The 13,714-nt window shown below is 43.2% G+C and carries 10 protein-coding genes and 1 tRNA gene; 7 read left to right on the top strand and 4 right to left on the bottom strand.

Annotation, left to right across the window (positions count from 1 at the left end; genetic code table 11):
• Positions 1-1,464 (top strand): efflux transporter outer membrane subunit, encoded by a 1,464-nt coding sequence (locus M8998_RS05365; RefSeq protein ID WP_249991096.1) that lies wholly within the window; start codon positions 1-3, stop codon positions 1,462-1,464.
• A 4-nt stretch (positions 1,465-1,468) separates the two neighbouring features.
• Here the strand turns inward: M8998_RS05365 and M8998_RS05360 are convergent, their stop codons facing one another.
• Positions 1,469-2,905: an alkaline phosphatase gene (locus M8998_RS05360; RefSeq protein ID WP_249991095.1), complete on the bottom strand. Its 1,437-nt coding sequence runs from the start codon at positions 2,903-2,905 to the stop codon at positions 1,469-1,471.
• Positions 2,906-3,108: 203 nt separating this feature from the next.
• On the opposite strand from M8998_RS05360, the gene M8998_RS05355 reads away from it, so the two are divergent.
• From M8998_RS05355 to M8998_RS05340, 4 genes are read left to right on the top strand one after another with little or no spacing between them, the layout of a single operon-like run.
• Complete coding sequence (locus M8998_RS05355) at positions 3,109-4,101, top strand: NAD(P)H-dependent glycerol-3-phosphate dehydrogenase (RefSeq protein WP_502957361.1); 993 nt, start codon at positions 3,109-3,111, stop codon at positions 4,099-4,101.
• 8 nt (positions 4,102-4,109) lie between these two features.
• Complete coding sequence (gene hemF, locus M8998_RS05350) at positions 4,110-5,003, top strand: oxygen-dependent coproporphyrinogen oxidase (RefSeq protein ID WP_249991094.1); 894 nt, start codon at positions 4,110-4,112, stop codon at positions 5,001-5,003.
• Between the two features lie 16 nt (positions 5,004-5,019).
• Entirely contained in the window at positions 5,020-6,276 is a 1,257-nt protein-coding gene (locus M8998_RS05345; RefSeq protein WP_249991093.1) for a M16 family metallopeptidase, read from the top strand.
• Positions 6,266-7,558, top strand: a complete 1,293-nt coding sequence (locus tag M8998_RS05340) for a M16 family metallopeptidase (RefSeq protein ID WP_249991092.1) — start codon at positions 6,266-6,268, stop codon at positions 7,556-7,558. The genes M8998_RS05345 and M8998_RS05340 overlap by 11 nt, the downstream gene beginning before the upstream one ends.
• Before the next feature lie 315 nt (positions 7,559-7,873).
• Here the strand turns inward: M8998_RS05340 and M8998_RS05330 are convergent.
• Positions 7,874-7,944, bottom strand: a tRNA-Cys gene (locus M8998_RS05330).
• A gap of 345 nt (positions 7,945-8,289) precedes the next feature.
• Between M8998_RS05330 and M8998_RS05325 the strand changes: the two genes are divergently transcribed.
• The gene (locus tag M8998_RS05325) at positions 8,290-8,925 is read left to right on the top strand and encodes a porin family protein (RefSeq protein WP_249991090.1); all 636 of its coding nucleotides are present in this window, start codon (positions 8,290-8,292) and stop codon (positions 8,923-8,925) included.
• A gap of 123 nt (positions 8,926-9,048) precedes the next feature.
• On the opposite strand, the gene M8998_RS05320 is transcribed toward M8998_RS05325, so the two are convergent.
• Complete coding sequence (locus tag M8998_RS05320) at positions 9,049-9,885, bottom strand: MBL fold metallo-hydrolase (protein WP_249991089.1); 837 nt, start codon at positions 9,883-9,885, stop codon at positions 9,049-9,051.
• A gap of 28 nt (positions 9,886-9,913) precedes the next feature.
• On the bottom strand, positions 9,914-10,648 hold the full coding sequence (locus M8998_RS05315; protein WP_249991088.1) for an SIMPL domain-containing protein: 735 nt from the start codon (positions 10,646-10,648) through the stop codon (positions 9,914-9,916).
• 104 nt (positions 10,649-10,752) lie between these two features.
• Between M8998_RS05315 and M8998_RS05310 the strand changes: the two genes are divergently transcribed.
• Positions 10,753-13,599, top strand: a complete 2,847-nt coding sequence (locus M8998_RS05310) for a S9 family peptidase (protein ID WP_249991087.1) — start codon at positions 10,753-10,755, stop codon at positions 13,597-13,599.
• Positions 13,600-13,714: the final 115 nt, after the last annotated feature.

Below are 13,714 nucleotides of genomic sequence, written 5' to 3'. Positions count from 1 at the left end.
ATGCGTAATAAGTTACTATTTGCTTTGTTCGGTCTGGCGTTGGCGGCATTATTTGGTGTACAAGGGTGCAAGGTAGGGAAGAAATATGTACAACCTGAGCTGGATCTGCCAGAAACGTATCGCGGCGATACCATTGCTTACTTTGCCGATACGATCAGTATTGGCCGCATTGATTGGCGTACCTTTTTTCAGGACACGATACTTAAGGACTTGATCGACTCGGCATTGCTTAACAACAACGATATGCGGACGGCCTTGCTGAATATTGAGATTGCTGACCAGCAGGTTCGGCAAAATCGCGCCAACTTTTTACCTGCCGCAGAAGCACGCATCGCCAGTGCCAATCGGCAATGGCGCTCGCGCGATTTTATATCTGCTCCGCCGTCCAAGTACTATGGCGATGGTGGGCGGGAGCTGCCCGAAAACATGTATGTCTTGCTTTCGCAGTTTGGTACCGATGTAAGTTTTAGCTGGGAATTAGATATCTGGGGTAAGATCCGAAATCGACAAGATATGGTCGTGGCCGATTACCTGGAAACGCACGAAGCACGGAAAGCAGTGCAGACTAATTTGATTGCGCGGGTAGCGATGGGCTATTTCAACTTATTAATGCTAGATGCAAAAATTGAGGTGGCTAAGCGAAACGTACTGCTCAACGACAGTACCTTACAAATTATCAAATTGCAATACGCTGCCGGAGAGATTACTGCTTTAGCCATTCAGCAAACGGAATCGCAACGACTTCTAGCCGCGTCTCTGGTACCCGAACTGGAACAGGAGATTGCCTTACAGGAGAATGCATTGCGTGTGCTTGCTGGTGAGATGCCTAATCGTATTGTACGTGGGGCAAGCTTTGATGAATTGCTAGACGATGCCAACGAGATTTCGTTGGGTACGCCGGTCGAGGTGATTCGGAATCGTCCGGACATTCGCAGTGCCGAGCTGCAATTGATTGCTGCCAATGCCAATGCCAACGTACAACAGGCCATGCGTTACCCGGCGCTCACTATTGGTGGCACATTGGGGGTGAATGCGATGTTGCCAAAAAACTGGTTTAATATCCCCGGAGCTTTATTAGGTGGAATTGGAGGTGATCTCACGGCGCCTATCTTTCAAAACAGACAGTTGAAAACACAATATGAGATCGCGCGATTAGAACGTGATCAGGCCGAAATAGGATTACAACAAACCGTACTGGAGGCGATCGGTGAAGTATCGGATGCGGTGATTACGGTGGGTAAGCAACGGGAACAATTGGAATTTGCGCAGCAACGGGTGAGCAATTCCGCATTAGCGGTACGCAATGCAGGCTTGTTATTTAAGGGTGGCTATGCATCTTATCTAGAAGTAATCACTGCCCAGAGCAACGCGCTGGACAGTGATCTAGCTTTGGTAGAATTGCGTCAGCAATACCTGGCCTCTTATATTGATTTATACCGCTCCCTTGGTGGAGGCTGGCAATAAAATATTAATGAGTTGCGGTAGCTTGGAGTGCCATAGGCCATTCTGCAGCTTCCGCAATTTTTCTTGGAATATCGATGTTGTCCATTTTATGGTGAAAAAGATCGGCACCTACTCCGATCGCATAAATCGGGATATAAGCGGCAGAGTGATTGCCAGATGCCCAAGAAATGCTAGATGCTCTATTCAACGCTTTCACGGCTAGTGCTGCAATGCGGTCATCAATAGCATATAAACTTTTCTCCGTTTCGTTTTGGTGTTGTACAAAGCTTCGCGTGTAAGCTTCCTTAAGCTCGTTCTCCTCGGTTTCACTGATTTTTACGGCCTTCCATAGTCCGGTGTTTTCTTCCAATAACTGTTTTACCGCATCCCATGTTGCATTTGGATTAGCTTTCCTTAAATCAGAGATCTTTTTACTCAGGGCACCTTGCGATACCTTTTGATGTTGGATACGACTCAGCTGTAACGAGGAGCTACCATTGCCCAGCACCATGCCGCCTGTCTCATGATCAGCAGTTACCAGGATCAAAGTTTCCTCTGGATGTTGCTCGTAGAACCGGAATGCCTCTGCTACTGCCGCGTCAAAATCTTTGGTTTCCTGAATAGCAGTTGCGCCATCATTACTATGGCAAGCCCAATCAATCTTTCCGCCTTCCACCATCAAAAAGAAACCCTTATCGTTATCTTTCTGCAATGTCTGAATGGCGGAAGCGGTGATCTGTTGCAAGGTCAATTCTTCCCGTTTACGATCTATGGCGTAAGTCAATGCATCGGCTGCTGTGCCTTTGTCTGCCATCAAAACCACTTTATTAGAAGATTTTGCGATCTTATGGTAATCGTTAAGGCCATAAGCTAACGTATATCCGGCTTTTTCAAACTGTGGGAATAGGGAAGGGGCTACTTCTTTTTTATAAGTTTTCTCTGGACTGAGGAAGCCAGATCCGCCAAAGAAATCAAATCCCGACTTGATCAAATCCTGTCCAATCTCATAATACATATTCCGGTCTGCTTGGTTAGCATAAAATGAAGCCGGTGTCGCATGATCAATACTTACACTGGTGGTGATACCCACTTTCATACCTTGTTCTTTGGCAAAATATGCAATGCTTTTATAGGTTTCTGTACGGCTGGAATCCATACCGATAACGCCATTTTTTGTTTTATGACCTACAGCTAATGCCGTACCTGCTGCTGCCGAGTCGGTGACCCCATGTGATAGCGAAAAGGAGGTCGCAAAAGTGCCAAAGGGAAATTTAGTAAATGTTAAAGGGAATACTGTATTTCTGTTCTCCAACGCTGCCTGATAGGATTCGGCGATATGTACTTGATTGAGCCCCATACCGTCACCGATCATATAGAAAATATATTTTGGCTTATTTTGCGCGAAGGATGCACTAATTTGTAATAGGAATAGTAAAATAAGGTAAAAAACGTGTTTTCTCATGGCTTGCTTTTTTTGCAAAGATATGCTCCTAATGTTAAGGCACTGTTACTATTACAGGTAAAATCATTGGCAAATGGTAACAAATATGCATCACATGGAATAGGTAAATCTGTTTGGATATGCGCATCAAAGCCTTTGCTAATTCGACTATTGCCTCGGATTGCGTACCTTTACGGGATAACCAAATGCAGCATATATTAGGTATGAAGATAGGTGTAATCGGTAGTGGAAGTTGGGCAACGGCGATGATTAAAATGCTTTCTGACAACAACCAGGCAAAACAAGTGCACTGGTGGGTTCGTAAGGAGGAGGATGCAGCACACATTCGAACTTACAAACACAATCCAAGCTACCTCAGTTCGGTAGAAGTTGATTTTGCCGATGAATTTGTTACGTCTAACTTATCCAAGGTCGTTGCACAATCAGATATCATCATCTTAAATACACCGGCTGCTTACCTGAAATCCGTATTAGCGCCACTATCGGCTGCAGATTTCGAGGGAAAAATAGTCGTATCTGCCATCAAGGGCATTGTACCCGACGAAAATATGGTGGTCGGAGATTACTTACCTTATGCATATCAAGTGCCTTTGGAGCAAATCGTAGTAGTAGGCGGCCCCTGTCATGCAGAGGAGGTTTCTTCCGAACGCTTGTCATATCTTACGATCGCTTCCCGAACAATGGATCATGCTAAAACAGTAGCCAGTTTGTTGGAAACACGCTATATTAAAACCATTATTTCTTCTGATATCATCGGTATTGAGTACGCTGCCGTGTTGAAGAATATCTTCGCATTGGCGGGCGGTATTTGTCATGGATTGGGGTTTGGAGATAACTTTCAGGCGGTGCTCGTGTCCAATGCGATCCGTGAAATCGATTACTTTGTTAAGGTGTTGGATCCCAGTGACCGTGATATCAACCACTCGGCTTATTTAGGCGACCTTTTGGTAACCGCCTATTCGCAATACAGCCGCAACCGTACCTTCGGTGCGATGATCGGTAAAGGATACAGTGTAAAATCCGCTCAGGTCGAGATGAATATGGTTGCCGAAGGCTATTATGCCTCCGCTTGTATCCAATCCATTATTAAGAAATATCAACTCCATATGCCCATATGCGATACCGTATACCAGATTCTTTATCAGGGAGGGCAGCCTATGCAGGAGATAAAAAAATTAGCAGATTCCCTTACTTAATCATAAACATGACAAGAGATCATATCGCCAATACATACAAAGAGATTCAACAAGAGATCACCAAATCGCTGGAGCAATTGGATGGTGGTGCTCGATTTGTGGAAGAAATTTGGGAACGCGATGGAGGTGGAGGCGGAAGAACGCGCGTCATACAACATGGCGCCATTTTTGAAAAAGGGGGCGTAAACTTTTCTGAAGTGCATGGCAAGCTTCCCGAACCCATCCGTAAGTCATTTGGCGTTGAAGAAGAAGATTTTTTTGCCACAGGCGTATCCATTGTCATCCATCCTAATAATCCCTGGATACCGATTATCCACATGAATATTCGCTATTTCGAACTCAATGACGAGATCAAATGGTTCGGCGGAGGGATCGACCTTACACCCCACTACGTAGATCAAGAAGATGCAAAATACTTTCATGAAAGTCTAAAAGGGGTCTGCGATAAATACCATCCGGACTTTTACGCTAAATATAAGGCTTGGGCAGATCGCTACTTTTATATCAAGCATCGCCAGGAAACGCGCGGTATAGGCGGTATTTTCTATGATAAGATCACACCACAAAACACGGAACTGAGCTATGAAGAGATTTTTGCTTTCTCCTGTGATTTAGGTCGTTTATTTCCAGAAGTTTATACCACACTGGTCAGCAAATCGCGACATAAAACCTTCACTGAACAAGAAAAAAACTGGCAATTGTTGCGCCGTGGTCGATACGTAGAATTTAATCTCGTATATGATTCGGGTACAAAATTTGGTTTGGAAACCAATGGGCGCATAGAATCCATATTAATGAGTCTACCGGAACAGGCCAACTGGTTTTATAATTACCAGGCTGAGCCCGGCTCCCGGGAAGAACAGACACTTTCGTTACTCAAGCAGAACATCGCCTGGGTATAATTTTTTTAAAATTTCGATGATAAATTACAACAAGTTTGTGCTTACAAACGGACTTCGTGTACTCGTACACGAAGATCCTACCACGCCAATGGCCTGCGTAAATGTATTGTACGATGTAGGCGCTCGAGATGAGGATCCTGATCGTACTGGTTTTGCACATCTTTTCGAACACTTGATGTTTGGCGGGTCAGTCAATATCCCTAATTACGATGAAGTATTGCAACAGGTAGGTGGCGAGAATAATGCCTTTACGAGTAATGATATTACCAATTACTATATCACCCTACCAGCGGTGAATTTGGAGACAGCACTTTGGTTGGAAAGTGATCGCATGCTCAGCCTAGCCTTTAATGAACAGAGCTTGGAAGTACAGCGTCAGGTGGTGATCGAAGAGTTCAAACAGCGCTACCTCAATCAACCGTATGGCGACGTATGGTTGCGCCTACGACCTTTGGCCTATCAACAGCATCCTTATCGCTGGGCTACGATCGGCAAAAATATAGCACACATCGAACAGGCTACGATGGAGGAAGTAAAGCATTTCTTTCAGACATTTTATCACCCTTCGAATGCTATTATGGTGATCGCCGGCGATGTGAAAGTCGATGCCGTGAAGCAACTGGTAGAGAAATGGTTTGATACGATACCCGATCATCCGGTTAAAAAAAGATCTTTACCACAAGAAGTACCCCAACAGGCTGCTCGTCGGGAGTCGGTGGAAGCAGACGTACCGGTAGACAGCATCTATATCGCATTTCATGGGCCAGATCGCCATCACACGGATTATTATACGTTAGACCTCGTTTCCGATTTGCTTTCTCGTGGAAGCTCTTCCCGGTTATACCGCACATTGGTTAAGGAAGAGCAATTATTTGTCGATGTAAATGCCTATTTGATGGGAAGTGTGGATAGCAATCTTTTTGTGGTAGAAGGAAAGCCATCCGATGGTGTTTCTCTGGAACAAGCGGAGCAAGCCTTATGGGAGCAACTGGAGCATTTAAAATCGGAGATGGTCTCGGAAACAGAATTGCAGAAAGTAAAGAACAAAGTAGAATCTACGATGGTATTTTCCGAACTTTCTGTTTTGGATAAAGCCATGAATTTGGCCTACTTTGAACTGTTGGGAGATGCTAATGATTATAATAAAGAGGTAGCTAAATACACGAGAATCAACGTAGCAGATATTCAGCGGGTTTCTTCCGAAATATTCCGGGCAGAAAATTCTTCTACACTATTATATAAAGCAAAACAACAGGAAGCACATGTTGAATAGAGCACAAGCACCCCAATCGCACAACATTCAGGGAATGTCATTAGTAAGTCCAGATCACAAGGTGCTGGAAAATGGCTTGAATGTCTGGATCTTCCAATCCAAAGATCAACCATTGGTGAAGGCCGAATTTGTATTCAAAAATAGGTTTGATACGCTTTCAGAAAACCCACTGCGCAATACGGCGCTAAGTGCGCTGATGAAAGAAGGTACCAGCACGCTATCCAGCGCTCAAATTGCAGAAGCCGTAGATTATTACGGTGCCTTCCTGATGCCAGAGTTTAGCTTTGATTACACCTCATATACGTTGTATACACTCAATAAATATGTATCTCAGGTACTGCCGCTGATGTACGATATATTGGTCGATGCGCAGCTTCCGCAACAGGAACTAGATAATTTCAAACGTACTAATCGCCAGAATTTACAGATCTCTTTAGAGAAGAATGAATTTATTGCAAAGCGGTTGTTTTATCAAACTTTATTTGGTGATAATCGGTATGGTGCCATGATTACAGACGAGAGTTTGCAGGAATTAGATCGGCTAGACTTATTAGCACTGTATACGCAACAGATACAACCTGCGAATTGTACCCTATTCCTATCCGGAAATATCACAGCCGAGGTGTTAGCCGATGTGTCTGAATTTTGTGGCAGTAAGTGGGGAAATACCGGTGATCTTAAGCAAAGTTCAATAGCTGATCAGTATCAGCTCAGTAATCAGTATAATAAAGAGGTACTATACGAACATCGACCAGATGCGGTACAATCTGCCATTAGATTGGGTAGGCAAAGTCTTCGTCGCACAGATCCCGACTTTCCAGCACTGCAATTTGCCAATACGTTGTTTGGAGGTTATTTCGGATCCAGGTTGATGCGAAATATCCGGGAAGATAAAGGGTACACTTACGGTATTGGTTCATCCTTGGTAAGTTTAGAACATACGGGTATGTTAGTCATCTCCACACAAGTAGGTACGGAGGTCACTGCAGCAGCCATGCAGGAGATTCAAAAAGAAATGAATGCACTACAGCATGATTTGGCAGAGGAGACGGAGATTAATTTAGTGCGAAATTATATGCTTGGAGCCATGTTAGGCAGTTTGGAATCTATCTTTTCGCATGCAGATAAATTTAAAGCAGTGCATATGTCGGGTTTGGATTTAAGCTACTACGACCGTTATGCCGAGGTGTTGCATAGCATGAATGCTGAAAAGGTACGTACGATGGCGCAGCGTTATTTGAAATACGAAGATATGGTGAAGATCGTGGTAGGGAAGATGTAAATCCTCTGTCAAAAAGAATACATTATAAAAAAGGGAAGGATTATATAATCCTTCCCTTTTTTATAATGTAATTAAGGCTGCTTAGCCCTAAAAATTAGTTTGCGTTGCTAGATAGTGAATCTAAAACCGCGTTGTTTAACGCGATTTGATCTTTATCAGACATTCTACTTTTCGATCCCAACTCGATGTTACGGCCTAATTTCAAAAATTGAACTTGAACGCGAGAAACAGTTTTGTTTCTTCTATCTTTTCTTTTTAAACGACTAACTCCCATTGTGCTAAATTTAATGTTTTACCTTTTATTATTTAAGTACGAGGTCGGAAGCGGATTCGAACCGCTGTAGGAGGTTTTGCAGACCTCAGCCTAGCCACTCGGCCATCCGACCATTGCCCTTTCGGCTTGCAAAAATATAATTTTAGTTTGATATAATAAAGTTTTTTTGCGCTGGAATATGATTAAATGAATTTAATACCTGTTTAACTTTGGGTAGCTAGCGATGATCTGCATGTGAATTAGCTGGATATATAATAACGTGTACTAGAGCTGTGCATTCAGTAATTAAGCCGTGGTAAGCAGTTTTATCCGTTTTGTTTACATCTTAAACTTCTGGTTGTCTGTACGTTGCTTTCAAGTTAATGACGTTTTATTTTTTTGGTCTGAACTTTGATAAGTATGAGTCAAATGTGGCGTGCAGTACTAAGCTGCCGTCCGAAACTTAAAGATTAAAATCATGAAAAAAGTTTTACTAACATTAGGCGTAGCGATGCTATTAGCAGGTGCTGCACAAGCTCAGGTTTCTTACGGATTACGTGGTGGCGTTAACTTAGGCAAGATTAGTAATTTGGGAGACAATCAATCCAATAACACCTCTTTCCATGTAACAGGTTACGCAGATCTTCCTGTAGCACCCAACTTCTCCATCCAACCAGGATTGTCTTTGCAGGGTAAAGGAACGAGATTTGATTCTGGAAACCGAGAAGGATTTGCATCAGGCAATTGGAGTCGTAATACGATGTCTTTAGAGATTCCGGTTAATGCTGTTTATTATATCCCAACAGGTTATAGCGGAAGTATCTTCTTAGGTGCTGGACCCTATGTAGGTTTCAATTTAAGTGGCCGCGATAGATTTAGAGGTGATGTTGCTGGTATAACTGGAGAAACTGAACGCAGCTTAAGCTTTAGCGGAGACGACAGAGATATGAATGTGATTGATGCCGGTGTGAACTTTTTAGCTGGCTATCGATTTAATGGAGGGTTGTTATTGAATGCTGGTTATGGATTAGGTTTAACAAACATGATACCAGCAAACAATAATACCACTTACGCTAACCGCGTATGGTCATTCGGAGTTGGTTTCCAATTCTAGAAATGCCAAAAGATCTTTTAATAAAATTTAATTATGCAGTAAAAAGGCGAGCAATAGGCTCGCCTTTTTACGTTGTTAAGATCGCTTCTTCCTGACTTATCGCGATGACGAAATTGGCCGACGTTACAAATCGCTGAGTTTGAAAGTGTCCTTTACACGGATACCTTTTTCAGTCTGCTGCAGTGTGCAACACTCATTAATTGGATCATGCTCTAAGTACAGTATATATTCTTTGTCCACGATCTCTTGCCAATACTCTTTTCGTTCATCCATGGTGACCAATGGCCTCACATCATAACTCATAACGTAGGGGATAGGAATATGCCCGACAGAAGGCAATAAATCTGCCATATACAGTATAGTCTTACCCTTATATTGAATTTCGGGCAACATCATGGCTTCGGTATGCCCGTGTGCATAGCGAATGTTGATCTGTTCATTGAAAGGCTGACCTTCGGCGATAAAATTCAGCTGACCAGATTCCTGAATGGGCAGGATGTTCTCTTTTAAAAAGGAAGCTTTCTCCCTCGGATTCGGATCTATTGTAGCCCAGTTCCAATGCTTCTCATTAGACCAATATTGGGCATTTTTAAATGCAGGAATCAATTGATCATTTTCACGTTTTATGGCGCCGCCACAATGGTCAAAATGCAGATGAGTGAGGATGATATCTGTAATATCATCCCGGTGAAATCCGTGTTTAGCCAGCGAAGAATCCAAGGTATCGTCACCATGTAAATCGTAATGACCGAAAAATTTAGCATCTTGTTTGTCGCCCAGTCCGGTATCTACTAGTGTGAGTTGGTTCCCATCTTCGATTAGCAACAAGCGCGTGGCCCAAGTACATAAGTTTTTACTATCGGGAGGATTCGTGCGCGACCACAAGGATTTGGGGACAACGCCAAACATGGCGCCGCCATCCAGTTTAAAAAATCCGGTATCTATTGTGTGTAGCTTCATGACAATATTTTTAAGTAGTACGTCGCTACTAACGTGCCAAATAGCTGGCTTTGACGGTGATGTTTGCTGTTTTGCTTCTAGAACTGGTGTTGAATGCACCCCCGTAAGAGTATTCCTCATTATCATTCTGCCCGGTAATTTGGAAAATTCCTAGATCTGCTTTTACCAGCTGTCCTAGAGACGTAGCCGACTCGGTAGCGATATTCTGAGCGCGTAATTTTGCATTTTCAGACGCTTGAGAGATCAATTGCAACTTTAGATCCTCCAGGCCAGAGAAATAATAATTGGGAGCGTTAGAGCTTAGTTCAACTCCTTGAGAAATTAAACTAGAAATTTCACGGGAAGCATTATCTACCTTTTCTAAATCTTTAGATTCTATACTAACTTGTTGAGAAAGGTTGTATCCGGTAAAAGTATTGGAACTATTGCCTTGGCTATCGGTATGATAGCTGAATTCGCGACTGATATTAACAGCATTAAAACGGATTTCCTTTTCCTGGATGCCGCGCTGTACCAAAAAATTCTTGACCAAATCCCGGTCTCTACCCAATTGTTCAGAGGCTCCACTCAGGTCGGCAGATTTGCGACTGTATGACGCGGACCATTTTACAATATCCGATTCAAAGTCCATCTTTGCGTTACCCGTTACATTGATGGTGTTGCTATTATTGTATTTATACCGGTATGCCGAACTGAAAATCCAGGCCACTACGATAAGGGCAATGGCGCCAATAATGCTGATAATAATGGAGGTGTTTTTCATCGCGGTGATTTTGATTGTGCCAAACTTGTTGCAAAACAAGCATAGGCAAGATAAACAAAAAATGCTATTATTGGGCTTCACAAACTGTCAACTTAACATTTAATATGAATAATTGGAGCAAATTATGTCTTGCACTGAGCACCTTTGTTAGCGTGCAAGCCATAGCACAAAAACCACCTTTAAACCATGGTGTATACGATGATTGGAAAAATATCGGTACAGCAAACCTGAGCAAATCGGGTAACTTTCTGCACTACACAATCACGCCGCAAGAAGGGGATGCTCTGGTAGAGCTAAAAGACCAAAGAAATACCTTATTACTGCGCGTGCCGCGGGGAGATAACGCCAGCTTGACAGAAAATGACGCTTTTTTTATTACTGGAATTAAACCCTTTTTTAGTGCCGTAAGAGAAGCTAAGATCAAGAAAAAGAAGTCTGAAGACATGCCGAAAGATTCGTTGCTGATCTTTAATGTCAATGCCAAAACGGCGCCTTCGAAATATGCCGATGTAAAATCGTATAAGCTGGCGCGCAATAGCCGGGAGTATGTGGCATTTCTGGCGGAAAGTAAGCCAGCTATCGTAGCGAGCGACACCGTAGCACTCAAGGATAGTACGACGGTAAGCAAAAATGCTCCAGCCAGAAACAAGGCTAAAGCTAAAACAATTTTGCACCTTTTGCACCTGCCTACCGGGGATACTACCAACTTTGAAGGAGTAGATCAATACGAGTGGAGTGCCGATGAAAAGCAACTTTTGATTACCAAAAAAGGGGATGATAAGGACAGCACCCTAGCACAAAACGCTGGACTGTACCTGTACACGATAGCAGACAAATCCTTAAAGAAAATCAGTCACGGTAAAGGCACGTATAAACAATTTAGCTTCTCTGACGATCAATCCCAGCTTTCCTTCGTAGCCTTTAAAGGAGATGACAAAACCTTGTCCAAGGAATATAAATTGTATTATTATACGGCACAGCAAGATTCGGCCAAAGTGATAGGTCAGCAATCCTCTGCTGGCGTACCCAAAAACTGGTGGGTTAGTGGCGATGCTTCGCTGAACTTCAGTGCAGATGGCCAGAAATTGTATCTCGGTCTGGCACCCATTCCATTGGTAAAGGATACCACTTTGGTTGAATTTGAACACGCTAAGTTGGATATTTGGCATTGGAAAGATGACTACTTGCAGCCCCAGCAATTGGTCAATCTGAAGCGTGACCAGGCTAGAAGTTTTGCTGCGGTTGTGTATCCGCAATCATCTGGAAGCATCATTCCTCTAAGTGATGAAACATTTAACCGTGTGATCACTACGGATTCTGGTAATGAAGAATGGGTGTTGGTCACCTCCGACTATGGAAACCGTATTCAATCTCAATGGGATCTTGGTACGCGTTCTAATATTTACAAGGTGTCTACAAAAACAGGGAAGAATGAATTGATTTTACCTAACTTAAGTGGACAAGCATATCTATCGCCAAAAGCGGAATATGCTGTTTTCTTCGATCGTGAAACGGGTAGCTGGCATAGTTATGATATCGGGAAAAATGTGAGAAAATCCCTGCACGAAGGCTTATACGTAGATTTTGTTGACGAAGAAAATGACGTTCCGGCACTTCCAGGATCTTACGGTCTGGCGGGATGGTCTAAAGATGGGCAAACAGTTTATATTTATGATCGCTATGATATTTGGGCCTTCGACTTATCGGGCAAGAAGCCATACATGATCACCAATGGCTATGGCCGAGCCAACAAAATTGAACTACGTACTTTACGACTGGCTCGGGAAGATAATCCGAGATGGCGCACGTCTTATTTATCGGACAAAGATCAGTTCCTAACCGCTTTTGATGAGACGACAAAGGAGAATGGCTTTTACAGCATAAATAGCACTAAGCGGAGCTCCGATCCTAAGAAAATCCTGATGCAACCTAAAACCTATCGTCGACTAATGGCTAATGCCGATTTATCGCAGGTGATCTATACCAAGGAGGATTATCAAAATTCGCCAGATCTTTATATTAACAATGCGAAGATGGATCAAGAGCGTCGACTAACGGAGATCAACACACAGCAAGACAGCTATAATTGGGGGACGGCTGAGTTGGTACGTTGGGAAACACCACATGGACATGCTGCTTCTGGCATTTTGTATAAGCCGGAAGATTTTGATCCTAATAAAAAGTATCCAATCATTGCCTATTTCTACGAAAAATTATCGAATGGTCTCTATGCATACCAAGCGCCAGCACCTACACCGTCACGACTGAATATTCCTTATTTTGTGAGCAACGGCTACTTGGTTTTCGCTCCAGATATTGCTTACGAAACCGGTTATCCGGGGCAAGCAGCAGAAGAATATATCAATTCGGGCATGCAAAATCTAGCACGTAGTAATAGCTGGGTCGATTCTACCAAGATGGGTATTCAAGGACAGAGCTGGGGCGGCTATCAAGTGGCGCACTTAATTACGCGCACCAATATGTATGCCGCTGCTTGGACTGGTGCACCTGTGGTGAACATGACGTCCGCCTATGGTGGTATTCGGTGGGGATCGGGCATGTCGCGCCAGTTTCAGTATGAGAATACACAAAGCCGGATCGGACAGACGCTTTGGGAAGCGCGTGATCTGTATATCGAAAACTCTCCGTTATTCTTTATGGATCGTGTAAACACACCGGTAGTAATCATGCATAACGATCAGGATGGCGCTGTGCCATGGTACCAGGGTATCGAAATGTTTACTGCATTGCGCCGTTTGCAGAAGCCTGTTTGGTTGTTGAACTATAATGGTGATGATCATAACCTTATTCAGAGACAAAACAGAAAAGATATTCAACAACGCGAAGTGCAATTTTTTGATCACTTCTTGAAAGGGAAGCCTGCTCCTGCGTGGATCTCGTCTGGCGTGCCAGCAATCCATAAAGGCATAGAGTGGGGGTTAGATATATAAAATTTGATGTTAGCGTATAAGTAGAATAGGGGAAAGGCAACTTTCCCCTATTTTTGTCTGAAATAAATTTTAATTTTTGCATTTATTGGCAAAAAGAGCCATATTTACAACAGAA

Origin of the sequence: Sphingobacterium sp. lm-10, assembly GCF_023554555.1 — a bacterium.
GTDB lineage: Bacteria > Bacteroidota > Bacteroidia > Sphingobacteriales > Sphingobacteriaceae > Sphingobacterium.
The sequence above is the reverse complement of the archived record's forward strand: the minus strand, read 5'-3'. Positions and strand labels throughout refer to the sequence as shown.

What these genes read in the sequence shown, in the direction of transcription:
- M8998_RS05360 (WP_249991095.1), bottom strand. Translation starts at nt 2,905, where the DNA reads ATGAGAAAACACGTTTTTTACCTTATTTTACTATTCCTATTACAAATT.
- M8998_RS05320 (WP_249991089.1), bottom strand. Translation starts at nt 9,885, where the DNA reads ATGAAGCTACACACAATAGATACCGGATTTTTTAAACTGGATGGCGGC.
- M8998_RS05325 (WP_249991090.1), top strand. Translation starts at nt 8,290, where the DNA reads ATGAAAAAAGTTTTACTAACATTAGGCGTAGCGATGCTATTAGCAGGT.
- M8998_RS05310 (WP_249991087.1), top strand. Translation starts at nt 10,753, where the DNA reads ATGAATAATTGGAGCAAATTATGTCTTGCACTGAGCACCTTTGTTAGC.
- hemF (WP_249991094.1), top strand. Translation starts at nt 4,110, where the DNA reads ATGACAAGAGATCATATCGCCAATACATACAAAGAGATTCAACAAGAG.
- M8998_RS05340 (WP_249991092.1), top strand. Translation starts at nt 6,266, where the DNA reads ATGTTGAATAGAGCACAAGCACCCCAATCGCACAACATTCAGGGAATG.
- M8998_RS05355 (WP_502957361.1), top strand. Translation starts at nt 3,109, where the DNA reads ATGAAGATAGGTGTAATCGGTAGTGGAAGTTGGGCAACGGCGATGATT.
- M8998_RS05315 (WP_249991088.1), bottom strand. Translation starts at nt 10,648, where the DNA reads ATGAAAAACACCTCCATTATTATCAGCATTATTGGCGCCATTGCCCTT.
- M8998_RS05365 (WP_249991096.1), top strand. Translation starts at nt 1, where the DNA reads ATGCGTAATAAGTTACTATTTGCTTTGTTCGGTCTGGCGTTGGCGGCA.
- M8998_RS05345 (WP_249991093.1), top strand. Translation starts at nt 5,020, where the DNA reads ATGATAAATTACAACAAGTTTGTGCTTACAAACGGACTTCGTGTACTC.